At 73.6% G+C, this 15,454-nt stretch carries 16 protein-coding genes; 8 read left to right on the top strand and 8 right to left on the bottom strand.

Annotated elements, in window-relative coordinates:
- Nucleotides 1-88 precede the first annotated feature (88 nt).
- Entirely contained in the window at nt 89-1,351 is a 1,263-nt protein-coding gene (locus ACWCXC_RS01300) for an MFS transporter (RefSeq protein WP_450885877.1), read from the top strand.
- Between the two features lie 89 nt (nt 1,352-1,440).
- On the opposite strand, the gene ACWCXC_RS01295 is transcribed toward ACWCXC_RS01300, so the two are convergent.
- From ACWCXC_RS01295 to ACWCXC_RS01270, 6 genes are all read right to left on the bottom strand, one after another.
- Nucleotides 1,441-1,929 (bottom strand): DinB family protein, encoded by a 489-nt coding sequence (locus tag ACWCXC_RS01295; RefSeq protein WP_450684686.1) that lies wholly within the window; start codon nt 1,927-1,929, stop codon nt 1,441-1,443.
- A gap of 204 nt (nt 1,930-2,133) precedes the next feature.
- A complete protein-coding gene (locus ACWCXC_RS01290; RefSeq protein WP_450684687.1) occupies nt 2,134-3,417 on the bottom strand; it encodes a geranylgeranyl reductase family protein in 1,284 nt (427 codons plus the stop codon).
- Between the two features lie 127 nt (nt 3,418-3,544).
- On the bottom strand, nt 3,545-4,237 hold the full coding sequence (locus tag ACWCXC_RS01285; RefSeq protein ID WP_450684688.1) for a demethylmenaquinone methyltransferase: 693 nt from the start codon (nt 4,235-4,237) through the stop codon (nt 3,545-3,547).
- 41 nt (nt 4,238-4,278) lie between these two features.
- On the bottom strand, nt 4,279-5,499 hold the full coding sequence (locus tag ACWCXC_RS01280) for an ABC transporter permease (protein WP_450885874.1): 1,221 nt from the start codon (nt 5,497-5,499) through the stop codon (nt 4,279-4,281).
- Nucleotides 5,500-5,564: 65 nt separating this feature from the next.
- Nucleotides 5,565-6,281 carry an ABC transporter ATP-binding protein gene (locus tag ACWCXC_RS01275; RefSeq protein ID WP_450885872.1) on the bottom strand — a complete coding sequence of 239 codons (717 nt, stop codon included), beginning with the start codon at nt 6,279-6,281 and terminating at the stop codon, nt 5,565-5,567.
- Nucleotides 6,278-7,993 (bottom strand): peptidoglycan-binding protein, encoded by a 1,716-nt coding sequence (locus ACWCXC_RS01270; protein ID WP_450885870.1) that lies wholly within the window; start codon nt 7,991-7,993, stop codon nt 6,278-6,280. Before ACWCXC_RS01270 ends, ACWCXC_RS01275 begins: the two co-directional genes overlap by 4 nt.
- Nucleotides 7,994-8,792: 799 nt before the next feature.
- Between ACWCXC_RS01270 and ACWCXC_RS01265 the strand changes: the two genes are divergently transcribed.
- The 7 genes from ACWCXC_RS01265 (at nt 8,793) to ACWCXC_RS01235 (ending at nt 13,549) form a co-directional block, all read left to right on the top strand.
- Nucleotides 8,793-9,227, top strand: coding sequence for a hypothetical protein (locus ACWCXC_RS01265; RefSeq protein ID WP_450885868.1), 435 nt, complete (start codon nt 8,793-8,795; stop codon nt 9,225-9,227).
- Nucleotides 9,228-9,355: 128 nt separating this feature from the next.
- Entirely contained in the window at nt 9,356-10,324 is a 969-nt protein-coding gene (locus ACWCXC_RS01260) for a hypothetical protein (RefSeq protein ID WP_450684693.1), read from the top strand.
- 164 nt (nt 10,325-10,488) lie between these two features.
- Nucleotides 10,489-10,761: a LuxR C-terminal-related transcriptional regulator gene (locus tag ACWCXC_RS01255; protein WP_450885866.1), complete on the top strand. Its 273-nt coding sequence runs from the start codon at nt 10,489-10,491 to the stop codon at nt 10,759-10,761.
- A 185-nt stretch (nt 10,762-10,946) separates the two neighbouring features.
- On the top strand, nt 10,947-11,741 hold the full coding sequence (locus tag ACWCXC_RS01250) for a DUF3152 domain-containing protein (protein WP_450886388.1): 795 nt from the start codon (nt 10,947-10,949) through the stop codon (nt 11,739-11,741).
- 95 nt (nt 11,742-11,836) lie between these two features.
- Nucleotides 11,837-12,517 carry a DUF3152 domain-containing protein gene (locus ACWCXC_RS01245; protein ID WP_450885864.1) on the top strand — a complete coding sequence of 227 codons (681 nt, stop codon included), beginning with the start codon at nt 11,837-11,839 and terminating at the stop codon, nt 12,515-12,517.
- A 150-nt stretch (nt 12,518-12,667) separates the two neighbouring features.
- Nucleotides 12,668-13,090, top strand: coding sequence for a peptidase inhibitor family I36 protein (locus ACWCXC_RS01240; protein ID WP_450684696.1), 423 nt, complete (start codon nt 12,668-12,670; stop codon nt 13,088-13,090).
- A 111-nt stretch (nt 13,091-13,201) separates the two neighbouring features.
- Nucleotides 13,202-13,549: a helix-turn-helix domain-containing protein gene (locus ACWCXC_RS01235; protein WP_450684697.1), complete on the top strand. Its 348-nt coding sequence runs from the start codon at nt 13,202-13,204 to the stop codon at nt 13,547-13,549.
- A gap of 29 nt (nt 13,550-13,578) precedes the next feature.
- Here the strand turns inward: ACWCXC_RS01235 and ACWCXC_RS01230 are convergent, their stop codons facing one another.
- Together ACWCXC_RS01230 and mqnC are read right to left on the bottom strand one after the other, a co-directional pair.
- Nucleotides 13,579-14,226, bottom strand: coding sequence for an imidazolonepropionase-like domain-containing protein (locus tag ACWCXC_RS01230; RefSeq protein ID WP_450885861.1), 648 nt, complete (start codon nt 14,224-14,226; stop codon nt 13,579-13,581).
- 7 nt (nt 14,227-14,233) lie between these two features.
- Nucleotides 14,234-15,433, bottom strand: coding sequence for a cyclic dehypoxanthinyl futalosine synthase (mqnC, locus tag ACWCXC_RS01225; RefSeq protein ID WP_450684699.1), 1,200 nt, complete (start codon nt 15,431-15,433; stop codon nt 14,234-14,236).
- Nucleotides 15,434-15,454 lie beyond the last annotated feature (21 nt).

The following is a 15,454-nucleotide window of genomic DNA, read 5'->3' as shown; positions in this document are numbered from 1 at the left end:
GACGTCGCGAACCTGCCGGACATCATCCGCGTGTGCTTGTGAACTGGAGGGAACAGCCCTCGTTCCCCCGAGCACAGGACGGCCCTCCATGCACCGCACGGCCACCACGCCCCCGCCCGTCTCCGGCCGTCCCACCGGCACCCCGTTGCGCGGCCGGTCCGCGGTGGGCGCGTTGACCCTGGCCCTCTTCGCCATCGTCACCACCGAGATCCTGCCGATCGGTCTGCTGACCCCGATCGGCGCCGGCTTCGGCGTCGCGGACGGTACGGCGGGCCTGATGATGACCATGCCCGGCCTCCTCGCCGCCGTCGCCGCCCCGGCGGTGACCCTCGCGACGGCCCGCGTCGACCGCAGGCTGATGCTCTGCGCCCTGATCCTGCTGCTCGCGGTGGCCAACTTCCTCACCGCCGCGGCGACGGCCTACTCGCTGGTGCTCGTCGCCCGGGTGCTCGTCGGCGTCACCATCGGCGGTTTCTGGTCGATCGGCGCCGGACTCGCCGGCCGGCTGGTCCGCCCCGAGTCGGCCGGGCGCGCGACGGCGGTCATCTTCGCGGCCGTCCCCCTCGGTTCCGTCCTCGGCGTCCCCGCCGGCACGCTCGTCGGTGATCTGGCGGGCTGGCGCACCGCGTTCGCGGTGATGGGGCTGCTGAGCACCGGCGCGCTCGCCCTGCTGCTGCTGACCCTCCCCGCCCTGCCCCCGGAGGGGGGCGGCACCCGCACCTCGGTGCTCCGCGCCCTGCTGCGCGGCACGGACACCCGGTACGCCCTGCTGATGACGTTCCTCGTCGTCATGGCGCATTTCGCCACGTACACCTACGTGACGCCCCTCCTCCAGCAGATCACCGGAGCCGGTCCGGCGCGGATCACCGGATACCTGCTGATCTACGGCACCGCCGGCGTGGCCGGCAACTTCATCGGGGGCGCCCTGGTCACGCGAGCGCCCCGCCTCGCGTTCGGGGCGGCCGCCGCGACGATCGCCGCCGCGACCGCGCTGGCGCCCGTCCTCGGCCGCACCGACGCGGGCGCGCTCACCGTGCTCGTCGTCTGGGGACTCGGCTACGGGGCGGTGCCGGTCTGCTCCCAGACCTGGTTCGTCCGCGCGGCCCCGCGCGCGCCCGAGGCCGCCACGGTCCTGTTCACCGCGTCCTTCCAGGCGACGCTCGCCGCCGGCGCCCTCACCGGGGGCGCGGTCGTCGACCACACCTCGCTCCGCGCGGTCATGTGGTGCGGGGCGGGGGCGGCGGGCCTGGCGGTGCTCGTCGCGTCGCGGACGAGGGGCGCCCGGCCCGGCCGCCTCCTCCGCCGGGACACCGAACCGGGCGGGGACGGTCGCTCCCCCGCCCGGACGTGACGGCTCCTCCGTCCGTGGACGGACGGCGGGCTTTCGGCGTCACCGGGGCGGAGCGGGGGGGAACGCGAGGGGCGACACCGCGCGGGTGCTCAGCGGGGCCCGAGTCCGGTTCTGCCGTCGAGCAGTTCACGGACGATGTCCAGATGGCCGGCGTGCCGTGCGGTCTCCTCCACGACGTGGAGGATGATCCCGCGCAGGTCGGAGACTTCGTCGCCCATCATTTCGGGCAGGCGCCCCTTCGGAAGCGCCGACAACGGGGTGCGGGCGATCACTGCGTCGGAGCGGCGGCACTGGTCCTCGTAGAACGCGAAAACCACCTCCGGCGCCCGCGGTGTCGTCAGCGGCGCATCGCCGTCGGCCCACGGCAACGGCTCGGCCCCTCCGGTGACGATCTCCTGGAACCAGTACCTCTCCGCGTGCCCCAGATGTTCTATCAGCCCCAGCGGCGTCCAGCCCGACGGCAGGACCGGCGTGGTCAGCGACCGCGCGTCGAGCCCGTCGACAATGGCCAGCACACTGGCTCGCTGCGCCGCGAGGAACGCCGACAGGGTCGCCTTCTCCTTGCTCTCCGTGTCCATGAGCGCATGGTGGCAGGCGGCACTGACAGGGGGGCGGGACGGCCCGGACCGTCCCCGCCGACCCCGCGAAGGGAGAGCACGCGCACCGGCACGCGGCCTCGCGAAAACGCTGCGCACGCGCGTCACCGCACTGGTGCAGCGGCGCGAAGCCCGCCGTTGGTCCCGTGCGGGACGGGCGGCGGGCTTCGTCGTGCGGGTGCGGGATCAGGCGTTCGGGGCCACCTTCGCCAAGCCGTTGATGATGCGGTCCATCGCGTCGCCGCCCGTCGGGTCGGTGAGGTTGGCGAGCATCTTCAGGGTGAACTTCATGAGCACCGGGTGGGTCAGGCCGCGCTGGGTGGCGACCTTCATAACCTTCGGGTTGCCGATGAGCTTCACGAAGGCGCGGCCCATCGTGTAGTAGCCGCCGTAGGTCTCCTTGAGGACCTTCGGGTAGTTGTTCAGGGCCAGTTCGCGCTGGGCGGGGGTGGCGCGGGCGTGGGCCTGGACGATGACGTCGGCGGCGATCCGGCCGGACTCCATGGCGTACGCGATGCCCTCGCCGTTGAACGGGTTGACCATGCCGCCCGCGTCACCGACGAGCAGCAGGCCCTTGGTGTAGTGGGGCTGGCGGTTGAAGGCCATGGGGAGGGCGGCGCCGCGGATGGGCATCGTCATGTTCTCCGGGGTGTAGCCCCAGTCCTCCGGCATGGAGGCGCACCACGCCTTGAGGACCTCGCGCCAGTCCAGCTCCTTGAAGGCGGAGGAGGAGTTGAGGATGCCGAGGCCGACGTTGGAGGTGCCGTCGCCCATGCCGAAGATCCAGCCGTAGCCGGGCAGCAGCCGGTCCTGGGGGCCGCGCCGGTCCCACAGCTCCAGCCAGGACTCCAGGTAGTCGTCGTCGTGGCGGGGCGAGGTGAAGTACGTGCGCACGGCGACGCCCATCGGGCGGTCCTCGCGGCGGTGCAGGCCCATCGCCAGGGAGAGGCGCGTGGAGTTGCCGTCGGCGGCGACGACGAGGGGGGCGTGGAAGGTGACCGGGGTCTTCTCCTCGCCGAGCTTGGCGTGCACGCCGGTGATGCGGCCGGTGCGCTCGTCGACGATCGGGGCGCCGACGTTGCAGCGCTCGTACAGCCGGGCGCCGCCCTTCTGCGCCTGCCGGGCCAGCTGCTCGTCGAAGTCGTCGCGCTTGCGGACCAGTCCGTAGTCCGGGAAGGAGGCGAGATCCGGCCAGTCCAGCTGGAGCCGGACGCCGCCACCGATGATGCGCAGGCCCTTGTTGCGCAGCCAGCCGGCCTCCTCGGAGATGTCGATCCCCATGGCGACGAGCTGCTTGGTGGCGCGCGGGGTGAGGCCGTCGCCGCAGACCTTCTCGCGCGGGAACGCCGTCTTCTCCAGCAGCAGGACGTCGAGTCCGGCCTTGGCGAGGTAGTACGCGGTGGTGGAGCCGGCCGGGCCCGCCCCGACGACGATCACGTCCGCGCTGTGTTCGGACAGGGGCTCGGTCACGATCGGCTCTCCCGGAGACTCGCATTCGCGTGCCGCGCGGCACTTGTCCCCCGCAGTCTATGGGGGACGCGGGCGCGTCCTCGGAAGGGCTCCCCCCATGTCCGCGCCCGGTCCGTGCTCCCCGCCGTCAGGCGCGTACGCCCCGGTGCAGGGCGACGATGCCCCCGGTCAGGTTGCGCCAGGCGACCTTCGACCAGCCGGCCCGCTGGAGCAGCGCGGCGAGGCCCGGCTGGTCGGGCCAGGCGCGGATGGACTCCGCGAGGTACACGTACGCGTCCGGGTTGGACGACACCGCCCGCGCGACCGGGGGCAGCGCCCGCATCAGGTACTCCGTGTACACCGTGCGGAACGAGGCCCAGACCGGCTGGGAGAACTCGCAGATCACGACCCGGCCGCCGGGCTTCGTCACCCGGTACAGCTCGCGCAGCGCCGCCTCGGTGTCCTGGACGTTGCGCAGCCCGAAGGAGATCGTCACCGCGTCGAACGTCTCGTCCCGGAACGGCAGCCTCGTCGCGTCGCCGGCCGTGAACGGCAGCCAGGCGTGGCGCTTCTTGCCCTCGCTCAGCATGCCGAGGGAGAAGTCGCAGGGCACGACGTACGCCCCGGTCGCGGCGAACGGCAGCGAGGACGTCGCCGTACCGGCCGCCAGGTCGAGGACCTTCTCCGCGGGCCGCGCGCCGACCGCCTTGGCGACCTCCTTGCGCCACAGCCGGGCCTGGCCGAGCGAGAGCACGTCGTTGGTCAGGTCGTAGTTGGCCGCCACTCCGTCGAACATGGAGGCGACTTCGTGCGGCTGCTTGTCCAGGGAGGCTCGGGTCACCCGTCCATTCAAGCAGCCCGGCCGTACGGGGGCGGGGCGGGTCACCGGCGCAGGGCCTCGGCCGGTTCGACGCGCGCGGCGCGCCAGGCCGGATAGAGACCGGCCACCACCCCGGTGACGAGCCCGATGACGGGGGCGGCGGCCACCGTCCCGGGATGGACGACCGGGGTCCAGTCCCGGAGCACCGCCACGCCGACGACGGTCACGGTGCCCAGCGAGGTGCCGACCAGCCCGCCCAGCGCGCCGAGCGCCCCGGACTCGGCGAGGAACTGGGCGGTGATGTGCCGCCCCCGGGCGCCGAGCGCGCGGCGCAGACCGATCTCGCCGGTCCGTTCGAGGACCGCGACCAGGGTGGTGTTGGCGATGCCGACGGCCCCGATGACCAGGCAGATCCCGGCGAGCAGCAGGAACAGCTGGTCGAGGTCGGAGGTGACGTGGGTGCGCAGGGTCCTGGGGTCGGGCGGCGGCTGGGCCTTGAGGTACTCGGGGTGGTCGGGCCGCAGTGCCGTCGGCGCCTCCCGGGCCGCCTGGCGGGCGGCGCCGATCTCCGTGGAGACCAGCATCTGCGCCTCCTGCGGGTCGGGGGCGCCCCAGATCCGCTCGGCGGCGGTCCGGGGCACGACGACGGAGAGCAGCAGATCGGCCTTGCGCGCGACGTTCTCGACGATGCCGACGACGGTGAAGGGTTCCTCCCCGATGAAGACGGCCGGGTGGGTCTCCAGGGTGGTGATGCCGAGCCGGGCGGCGACGCCGGAGCCGATGACGGCGACGGGTTCGCCGGAGTCGGAGAGGTAGTCGTCGTAGACGCGGCCCTGGGCGAGGACGGGCCGGGCGGCGGCGAACACCCCGGGGGACGCGGCGACGACGGCGACCTCCTGTCCCCCGCCGCCGGTGCCGTCCGCCGCGATCGGCGCGGAGCGCACGGTGACGGAGTCGCGGAGGCGGACCGTCCAGTACACCCCGGCCGCCGTCACCCCGTTCACCCGGGCCATGCGGTGGTCGGCGTCCTCGGGGAAGACCGGGCCGGACGTCGCGGCCCCCTCGGACCCGGCCTCCTCGACGGTCACCTCGGTGGCGGTCAGTGCGTTGAACCGGGAGTCGATCTGGGAGGAGGTGGTGGCGGTCAGCCCCAGGACCGCCACGAACGTCCCGACGCCCAGGACTGTGCCGAGCGCGGTCAGCGCCGAACGGGCCGGCCGCTGGAGGATGCCGGCCGTGGCCTCGGACAGCAGGTCCCGGGGCCGGAATCCGGACGGCTCCACGGCCGGCCGCGCCCCCCGGCCCGGCCCGTGCCCCCGCCACCGGAGGGACCGGGCTCCCCGCGCGTTCACCCGCCCACCCGCCGCTCGTCGAGGATCCCGTCGCGGATGGTGACGGTCCGTTGGCCGCGTGCGGCGATGCCCGGGTCGTGCGTGATCAACAGGACGGTCATGCCCTCGGCGTGGAGTTCGGTGAGCAGGGCGAGCACGGTGGCGGCGTTCGCGGTGTCCAGATTGCCGGTCGGCTCGTCGCACAGCAGCAGGGACGGACCGGCCGCCAGGGCCCGCGCGATGGCGACGCGCTGGCGTTCGCCGCCGGAGAGGCGGGTGGGCAGGCTGTCCGTCCGGGGGCCGAGGCCGACCCGGTCCAGCGCCTCGCGGGCGCGGGGGCGGCGCTCGGCGCGCGGGGTGCCGTTGTAGACCATCGCCAGGATGACGTTCTCCAGTGCGGAGCGGTGCGGCAGCAGGTGGAAGGACTGGAAGACGAAGCCGATCCGGCGACCGCGCAGCGCGGTGCGGTCGGCGTCCTTGAGGGCGCCCGTGTCGTACCCGTCGAGGAGGTACGTGCCGTGGGTCGGGGCGTCGAGCAGTCCGGCGATGTTCAGGAAGGTGGACTTGCCGGAGCCGGAGGGGCCGACGACGGTCACGAACTCCCCCGCGTCCACGCGCAGATCGCACGGCCGGAACGCGGCGACCGGCGGCGGCCCCGGGTAGGTGAGGCCGACTTGGCGGAACTCGATGACGGGCGGTTCGGCGGTCCGGGCGGTGCCGCCGGGCCCGGTCACTGTCCCGCCCCCGTGTCCGTGGTCTTCCGTACGCCGGTGACGACCTTGTCGCCGGGGCGGAGTGCGCCGGAGCCGACCGGGGTGACGGCGACGAAGCCGTCGCCGACGGTGCCGGGTTCGACGGCCACCTGCCGGCGCCCGCCGCTTCCGGTGAGCACGGTGACGGTCGTCCGGCCGTCGGCCCCGGCGGTGATCGCGGTGACGGGGACGACGAGTGCCTTGCCGTCGGTGGTCGCCGCCTCGATGGTGAGCCGGACGTCCTGCCCGGCGAGTCTGGGGTCGAGGGGCCGGTCGGGCCGGACCTCCAGCAGATATCCCGACTCCCCGGTGGGCGCCCCGTCGCCGCCCTGGCCGCTCCCCTGCTGGTCCCCGCCGCCCCGTGCGGTGTCCCCGGCGTCCTGCCCGGCGGTGGAGAGCGTCCCGGAGAGCGAGGTGACACGGGCCCCGGCGCGGATTCCGGTCAGCTCGGAGAGGATCTCGGCCTTCTGGCCCCTGCGGACCAGGCCCGTCTGGTGCTCCTGGAGGTAGGCGTGGACGACCAGCCGCCCCGCCGACACGGTCATCACCGTGCCCGAGACCCGCGTCCCCACCGTGCCGGGGACCGAGTCGACCCGGGCCGGGAAGCCCTGGAGGAAGACGACCTCCCCGGCGGGCAGTTCGGGTCCGTCGGCGGCACGCGCGGCGGCCAAGGCGGTACGGGCGGCGGCGAGGTCCTCCCGGGCACGCGCGAGCTGCCGGCCGGAGGCGGGGCCGCCGGAGCCCTTGCCGGTGCTCGGGGCGCCGGTGGTCGCGGCGCCGGTGCTAGCGGCGTCGGTGGTCGCGGCGCCTGGGCTCCCCGTGTCGTCGGCGGCGTCCTTGGGGGGCTTCCCGTTCGCGGTCCCCTTCGGGGTCGAGTCCGGGGTCCCGTCCGGGGCCCCGCTCCGGGTCGCGTCCGCCGCCGCGTTCGCGTCCTCGATGTCCTGGACGGCGCGTTCGGCGGCGGTGACCGCGTCGCGGGCGGCCTTGAGACCGGCGCCGCGGTCGTCGAGCGCGGGCAGCGGGTCGTAGCCGATCGACGCGTAGAAGGCGGTGAGCGCGGCCTTGGTCCCCTCGCCGAAGGTGCCGCGCGGGTCGGTTCCGGTGCCGTGCCCCTGTCCGCGCAGCGCGTTCTGGAGCTGGGCGACGTCGTCGCCGGTGGCGCCGGGCTTCAGGTCGCGGTAGACGGGGAGGGTGCCGGGCAGGGCGAAGACCGGCCGCCCGGAGATCTCCAGGAGCACCTTCCCGGCCGTGACCTTCCCGCCGGCCGGCACCCCGATCTTGGTGACCACCGGGCTCCCGGCCCCCTCCCCGCCGGCGGTCTGCGGGGCGATCCGCACCGACTGCCCGGCGATGACCTGGCCCCGGGTGATCACGGTGGACGCCAGGACGCGGTACTCGACCTCGGCGGTGAGCACGCTCGGCGCGGGCGCCTCGGCGTCGGCGGCGGCCTGCGCGGGCGACTTCACGAACGCGGCGGCGGCGACCCCCGCCCCCGCGAGCACCACGGCTCCGGCGGCCAGCACGGCCACCGCCCTCCTGCGCCGGGAGAGCCCGGTGGCTCCCTTCCCGGGCGCGCCGGTCGCGGAGCCGACCGCGTCCGGGACGCCGACGGGGGCGTCGCCGGGGACGCCGTCGGGGGCCTCGGGAGGCACGTTGTGGGGGGCGTCGTCGGGGAGGGCTGAGGTCGGAGCCATCGTGTCACCTTTCCTTCGTCGGGCGGCATATCGGCCGGTACGGGGTCGTCGGGGCGGTCCGGTTCAGCCGCCGGCCACCGTCCCGCCGTCCGCCGCGGCCCCGCCGCGTCCGCCGCACTTCCTGAACGCCCCGATCGCCCCGGGGTCCGTCTTGAACGCCGCCGCCTGCTCCTCCGTCTGCGCGACCTGCCCGTTTCCGGGTCCGGATCCGGATATCCGGCATACCCGTCACGCCGCACGCAGGCGCCGAACTCCTCGGACCTCGCCCGTTCCCCGGGGCCGACCGCCGCCCCGGTCCTCCAGGCAGCCGAGGCAGACCGTCAGGGCCCCGTCCCGGTGCGTGGCGGTGGCGCTCCACACCTGAGAATTCGCGGATGCAACGGATTCGCGCGACTCCGGGGCGCCGTCCGGCGCACCGCTCCGGCATCCGCCCAGCAGCACGGACGCGAGGAGTGCGCGGAGGGCTGCCCCTCGGGCGGTGCGGGCGGTGCGCGGCATGCGGAACTCCAGGGGCGGGGCGGGCCGGTGAGGGCGGAGACCCGGCGGAACGGCGGCCGGGCGCGGGGCGTACGAGGAACCGGGCAGCACTCAACGCCGAGCTGGCGCCCCGGAGTTGACCAGGGCTTCCGCGATCGTCCCCCAGCGAAACTAGGCGGGTGCGCACCCCGTGTCCACTGTCCCCGAGGCCAGTAGACGGCCCGTCGGGGGCTGCGCTTGGCTGGGTCCGCTTGCTCCGACATCAGCCGCGGGGACGGCTCGCCACGTCGGGCGGTCACCGCTGGACCGAAGGAATGACTCAGTGTTCAAGAACAACCTGGCGCGTCGCGCGGCCACCCTCACGCTGGCCGCGACCGCGCTGACGGGTGCCGGTTTCTTCACTGCCGGCAACGCCTTCGCCGTGTACGCGCCGAAGGACGGGTACGTCGACGAGTACGAACTCGGCCTGTACTACAGCCCGAACCAGACGGGCTGCGTCTTCGACCTCTACATGGCGGAGCAGAACTTCCAGGGGTACACCTTCAAGCCGTACAGCGGCACGTGCAGCGGTCAGGGCCAGCCCGTCGACAACAACACCGCCTCGTACTACAACCGCGACACCGCGACCTGGTGGGTGTACACCGGCTCCTGGGCCACCGGCAGTGAGGGCTCGCTGCCCCCCGGCCACATCGGCAACGCGTCGACGGGCTTCCGGAACCAGATCAGCTCGGCCTACCACTACTACCCCAAGCAGTAGTGCTGTCGCCGTAGGACCCGCGCCTCACCCCTCCGCAGCGCCGTCCCGCCCGTTGGAGCCGGGCGGGACGGCGCCGCGAGCACCCTACAACCCCCGCCGTCGCCCCCTCCGAGTGCAAGGACCGCCCCATGCCCGCTGTCCCCGGCCGCCTCCGCGCCGTGTGCCTGGCCGCAGCCGTCGCGGCCGTCCTGACCGGCTGTTCCTCCTCCGACGACGGCTCGGGCGCGGGCAGTGGTGAGCCCGCGGTCGCGGACACCCCGAGAATGACGCTCACCGCGGGAGCGCGGCTCCCGCTCGACGCGTACGAGCGGTCCGAGGACGATGTGTACGCGCTGGCCAAGGCGCAGAACGTCCTCACCGAGCAGTGCATGAAGCGCTACGGCTTCACGTACGACGCCCCGGACCCCATGCCGCCGACCCACGACCGGCCGAACGCACGGGTCTTCGGCCTCGTGGACGCGGGAGAGGCCGCACGTTACGGCTACGGGTCAATGCTCCGGCCCGGCGCGGCACCCGCGAAGCCCAAGACCGCCGTCCTCGGCGAGACCGCCAAGTCGGTGCTGTTCGGCCCGAAGGAGGCGAAGGGTGCCAAGGCGCTCGCCGGCATGCCCATGAGCCAGACCGCCGCCGAGAAGAAGAAGAGCGGCCTCGTCGTCAACGGCCGCGCCGTCCCGATGGGCGGCTGCCTGCGGGAGTCGTATCTGAAGCTGTACGCCCCCACCTCGTCCAGCGTGGACATCATGTACGTGTTCAATCTCAAGGGCGAGGCGGAGTCCCGCGCCCTGAGCGATTCGCGGGTGAAGAAGGCGACGCGGGCCTGGTCCGCGTGCATGAAGAAGGCCGGGTACGTCACGGCCGCCCCCGCGTCGGCCGCCCGGGACCTCGGTTTCTCGGGTGAGGCCGCCACCGGTCCCAGGGCGGTGACGGCGGCGAAGGCGGACGTGGCCTGCAAGGCGGAGGTCAACTACGCGGGAATCCGGTTCGCCGTGCAGAGCGCGTACGAGAAGCGCTCCGCCGACCGGAACGCGGAGACGCTCGGCCTCCTTCGGAAGCAGGCGCAGGACCGGCTCCGCCTCGCCTCGGAACTGACGTCCTGACGACATTCCGGATCCTGATATCCCCCCGGGGAATCCGCCGGCCCCGTGCTAGTTTCGCGGGCGTTGTGCCGGCTTCCCTGGGGGGGGACATGATGGACCGTTGCGTCGTTTGCGCCGCTCATCGCATGGTCAGCGCGTGCAGGTGCCTACCGGAACCGCCTCTGGTGCCCGTTCCGGTCCACCATCTGACACCGACGGAACTCCGGATCTTCGAGGTGCTGCACAGCGCCCCCGCGCATGAGGACATCGCCGCGTCGCTCTTCATCACCACCCGTACGGTCAAATTCCATCTGGCCAATCTCCGGCAGAAGTTGGGCGGTCTCACGCACCTCCAGCTCTGTCTGCTCGCCGCCCTGCACCACCGCGGGCTTCCGGCCCTGTGCGATTCGTGCGCGTCGGGGTTCACGGACGGTTCCGTCGTGGCCCGGTCAGCCTGAGGACCGCACCCGCGGACGTTCCGCACCCCCCGCCGCGCGCGGTGGTGAGGGGACCTGATGCGATACGCGACGAACAGACCGTGCGAAAGAACAGTGGGATCCACCGGGTGACGAGAGACCGAGGCATCAGCGGCATATCCGGACGCGCGCCGTCCCTACGGGGAGGGGGGCCGCCGCGCCGGACGGTGCTCGCCGTGCTGGCCCTGGCCGCACTGGCCGTCGCGGCCTTCCTCGTCGTCGCGCCGCCCTGGCAGCGGGGCGAACCGGCCGCTGCCGCCGCCGGCACCAGCACCGACACCGACACCGACACCGACACCGAGGTGACCGCGCCCGCGCCCGCCTCCGCGCCGCCCTCCCCCGAGGCCGCCCCCTCTCCCTCCCCCTCCCCGTCTCCCCGGAAGACCCGGACGGCCCCGCCCGTCGTCCCCGCGTCGGGCCCGGGAACCTTCACGGTGGCGCGCGCGGGCGCCTCCTCCGGGGGCGGGAACGCCTACCGGGTGGAGGTGGAGGACGGTTCCGGGGTCGACCCGGACGAGGCGGCGGACCGGATCGCGGACATCCTGGCGTCGCCGCGCGGCTGGACGCACGGCGGGGCGCAGGCGTTCCGCCAGGTCACCGAGGGTCCGGCCGGAATGGTGGTCAAGATCGCGACGGCGGCGACCACCGACCGCATCTGCGGATCGGGCGGCATGAACACGCACGGGGAGGTCAACTGCCGACTGGGCGAGACGGTGGTGGTGAACCTCAAGCGCTGGCAGACCGGTTCGCCGGAGTTCGACGGCCCACTGGCCGAGTACCGGGCGCTGATCATCAACCACGAGGTCGGCCACTGGCTGGGCCACGGCCACGAGGGCTGCCCCGGCAAGGGCCGCCCCGCCCCGGCGATGATGCAGCAGATCTACGGGCTCAAGGGGTGCGTCGCCAACGCCTGGCCGTACGACGCGCACGGGCGCTACCTCGGCGGGCCCGCCGTGCCCTGAGCCGACCGATTACGCGTGTGGACTGAACCCATTGCCCCCAGCACCGGTCCTACCCACGGGGAGTGCACACACACGCGGGACCGGGGAGGGTACGGATGGCCACGAGTACGGGGCGCCGGAAACGGATACGTGCGGGCGGAGGGCGGCGTCGGCTGGTGCTGACGGCCGCCGTCCCCCTGGTGCTGGTCGCGGCCGGTGTCGTGGGGCTGAAGTGGAACGCCGGGCGCGGCGGGGACACGTTCGAGGTGGCCCGCGCGGGCGTCTCCACGGGCACGACGGGCCACGCCTACCGGGTCGAGGTCGAGAAGGCGTCCGGCCTGAACCCGGACGAGGTCGCCGCCCGGGTGGCCACCGTCCTCTCCGCGCCGCGCGGCTGGGCGCACGGCGGGGAGCAGACCTTCCGCCAGGTGGACGACGCGTCGGCGGGGCTCGTCATCCGCATCGCGACGCCCGACACCACCGACCGGGTCTGCGCCAAGAGCGGCCTGGACACCCATGGCGAGGTCAACTGCCGGGTCGGGGCCGAGGTCATGGTCAATCTGAAGCGCTGGGAGAAGGGCTCGCCGGAGTTCCGCGGCCCGCTCGCCGAGTACCGGGCGCTGATCATCAACCACGAGGTCGGGCACTGGCTCGGCCACGGTCACGAGACCTGCCCCGGCAAGGGCCGCCCCGCCCCGGCGATGATGCAGCAGATCGACGGGCTCAAGGGCTGCGTCGCCAACGCCTGGCCGTACGACGCGCACGGGCGCTACCTCGGCGGGCCTCCGGTGCCGTGACGCCGGGCGGGCGGTGAGCGCCTCTCACCGTACGCGAACTGGCCCGAGGGACAGTGGTCGAGAGCCGGTCGAGCTTGCTTCACTTCTCAACGGCCCTGAACGCCGATCACGGCCGATCCGACCACCGAGACCCCCGGAAGGGGAGCCTTCATGCGCACCGGAATCCGTCCGCGGGCCCTGGTCCCCGCGATCCTCGCCGCCTCCGCCGCCGTGCTCTGCCTCGTCACCGCCGGCACGTCCTCGGCCGCGGAGAAGGACGGCTGGCTCACCGCCGGGGAGATGGGCCTGTACTGCACGCCGAACCAGGGCAGTTCCGTCTTCGACCTCGGCGAGTACGGCTCCGACGAGGACCTCGGCAACGACTACTTCAAGGGCTCGCTGAGCTGCGCCGGACAGCGGGTGGACAACAACACCGCCTCGTACTGGAACCGCAGCGCGAGCAACCGGATGGTCGTGTACACGGGCGCGGGCTTCAGCGGCTCCCACGGAAGCCTGCCGCCCGGCTACGTCGGCAACGCGTCGAGCACGTACCGGAACACGATCTCGTCGGTCAGCGCGGCCTGGGCCGAGTAGCCGCGGGCCGGCCACCGACCAAGCACTCCGGAACCGCGCGTCCCGGGTACGGGGCCGACCACCCCGCTCCCGTGCGAGGTTCCGTGATCCGAGTTGGCTCCGGGGGGAATCATGAGGATTCGCTGTCTCGTATGCGCGGACGGCCCGAGCGCCGGGCACCAGCAGGGCAAGCAGCGGACCCCGCTGACGCGCGTCCCGCTCCGTCACCTGACCCCGACGGAACGGCAGGTGTTCGCCGCGCTGTACAGCGGCCCGTCCAACGAGGAACTCGCGGCGCGGCTGCACATCACCCCGCGCACCGTGAAGTTCCACATCGTCAATCTCCGCACCAAGCTGGGCGGTCTGACCCGGCTGCGGCTGCATCTGCTGGCGGCCCTGGAACGGCTGGAGCTGCCGGCCGTCTGCCCCGCCTGCGCCCATGTCCTGGCGGAGCAGCCGCGGCTGGCCCCGTGCGCGTAGGGCCTCGGCGCCCCGTGCCGGCGGCGGGCTCACCGCCGCCGGTACACCAGCCGCCCTCCCAGCACCGTCGCCGCGCAGGTGCGGGCGCCTTCCGCGAGGAGGGCCGGTTCGTCCGGGACGTCGAAGGCGGCGAGGTCGGCGCGGGCGCCCTCGGTGAGGGGGCCGTGGGCGGCGGCGGCCAGGTCGCGTCCGTGTGCGAACGGATCAAGACACGGGGCGGGGTGATCGCCGTGGGGGCGGGCCGGCGGGAGGACCGTGAGGCCGGAGCGGGCGACGGGTCCGCGCAGGGTCTCGTCGTCGAAGCGGCCCGCGAGGTGGGTCGTGCCGTGGCCGAGCATCCGGTGCAGCCCGCGCCGGACGCTGCCGGCCCACCGGGCGGAGTCCGGACCGAGGGCGTCGAGGGCGGCCCCGGTGAGGGGTTCGGTGCCCAGGGTCCCGGCCTCGCGCGGATCGGGGAAATACCACTCGGTCAGCAGCCGGACCGCGTCGTCCTGGACGAGCCCGGGGGCCAGCAGTCCGGGCCAGCGCCGCACCCGGGCGCCCGGATGCGCGGCGGCCACCTCCTGGTACGGCCCGACGGCGGCGACCACCGTGTCCCGCACGACCACCGCGCCGTCGGGCACGGGCGCACGGCCGCCGCCCGGCAGCAGCAGGGCGGCGGTGTGGATCGTCAGCACGGCAGGGTCAGTTGGCGTTGAGGAGCTTCAGCTCCGGGTGCGCGGTGCCGCCCTCGATCGCGGTGGACGAGATGTGCGAGACGACGCGCTCGTCGACCGGGTCGTTCGCCGGGTCGTCGTGGACGACCAGGTGCTCGTACGTCGTGGAGCGCTGGGCCGGCACCCGGTCCGCCTTGCGGATCAGGTCGATGATCTCCAGGCGGTTGGAGCGGTGCTTGGCCCCGGCGGAGGAGACGACGTTCTCCTCCAGCATGATCGAGCCGAGGTCGTCGGCGCCGTAGTGCAGCGACAGCTGGCCGACCTCCTTGCCGGTGGTCAGCCAGGAGCCCTGGATGTGGGCGACGTTGTCCAGGAAGAGCCGGGCGATGGCGATCATCCGCAGGTACTCGAAGAGCGTGGCCTGCGTGCGGCCCTTCAGCTTGTTGTTCTCCGGCTGGTACGTGTACGGGATGAAGGCGCGGAAGCCGCCGGTGCGGTCCTGCACGTCGCGGATCATCCGCAGGTGCTCGATGCGCTCGGCGTTCGTCTCGCCGGTCCCCATGAGCATCGTCGTGGTGGACTCGACGCCCAGGCCGTGGGCGATCTCCATGATCTCCAGCCAGCGCTCGCCGGACTCCTTGAGCGGGGCGATGGCGGTACGCGGCCGGGCCGGCAGCAGCTCGGCGCCCGCGCCCGCGAAGGAGTCGAGGCCCGCCGCGTGGATCCGGGCGATGGCCTCCTCGGCGGAGACTCCGGAGATCCGGGCCATGTGCTCGATCTCGGAGGCCCCGAGCGAGTGGATGACCAGCTGCGGGAACTCCTTCTTGATCGCCGAGAAGTGCTTCTCGTAGTACTCCACGCCGTAGTCCGGGTGGTGGCCGCCCTGGAACATGATCTGCGTGCCGCCCAGCTCGACGGTCTCCGCGCAGCGGCGCAGGATGTCGTCCAGGTCCCGGGACCAGCCCTTGTCCGTGTCCTTGGGCGCCGCGTAGAACGCGCAGAACTTGCACGCCGTGACGCAGACGTTGGTGTAGTTGATGTTCCGCTCGATGATGTACGTCGCGATGTGCTCCGTACCCGCGTAGCGCCTGCGGCGCACGGCGTCCGCCGCCGCGCCCAGGGCGTGCAGGGGCGCGGACCGGTAGAGGTCGAGGGCCTCCTCCGGAGTGATCCGGCCGCCCGCGGCGGCGCGGTCGAGGATGGGCTGGAGGTCGGCCTTCTCGGTCACCGGGCTGTCACCTTTCGGCGG

The organism is Streptomyces sp. NPDC001515 (assembly GCF_053597115.1).
Note: the sequence above shows the minus strand (reverse complement) of the source record. Positions and strands in the feature narration are given on the sequence as shown.

What these genes read in the sequence shown, in the direction of transcription:
- ACWCXC_RS01240 (WP_450684696.1), top strand. Translation starts at nt 12,668, where the DNA reads ATGCGCACCGGAATCCGTCCGCGGGCCCTGGTCCCCGCGATCCTCGCC.
- ACWCXC_RS01270 (WP_450885870.1), bottom strand. Translation starts at nt 7,993, where the DNA reads ATGGCTCCGACCTCAGCCCTCCCCGACGACGCCCCCCACAACGTGCCT.
- ACWCXC_RS01300 (WP_450885877.1), top strand. Translation starts at nt 89, where the DNA reads ATGCACCGCACGGCCACCACGCCCCCGCCCGTCTCCGGCCGTCCCACC.
- ACWCXC_RS01235 (WP_450684697.1), top strand. Translation starts at nt 13,202, where the DNA reads ATGAGGATTCGCTGTCTCGTATGCGCGGACGGCCCGAGCGCCGGGCAC.
- ACWCXC_RS01295 (WP_450684686.1), bottom strand. Translation starts at nt 1,929, where the DNA reads ATGGACACGGAGAGCAAGGAGAAGGCGACCCTGTCGGCGTTCCTCGCG.
- ACWCXC_RS01245 (WP_450885864.1), top strand. Translation starts at nt 11,837, where the DNA reads ATGGCCACGAGTACGGGGCGCCGGAAACGGATACGTGCGGGCGGAGGG.
- ACWCXC_RS01260 (WP_450684693.1), top strand. Translation starts at nt 9,356, where the DNA reads ATGCCCGCTGTCCCCGGCCGCCTCCGCGCCGTGTGCCTGGCCGCAGCC.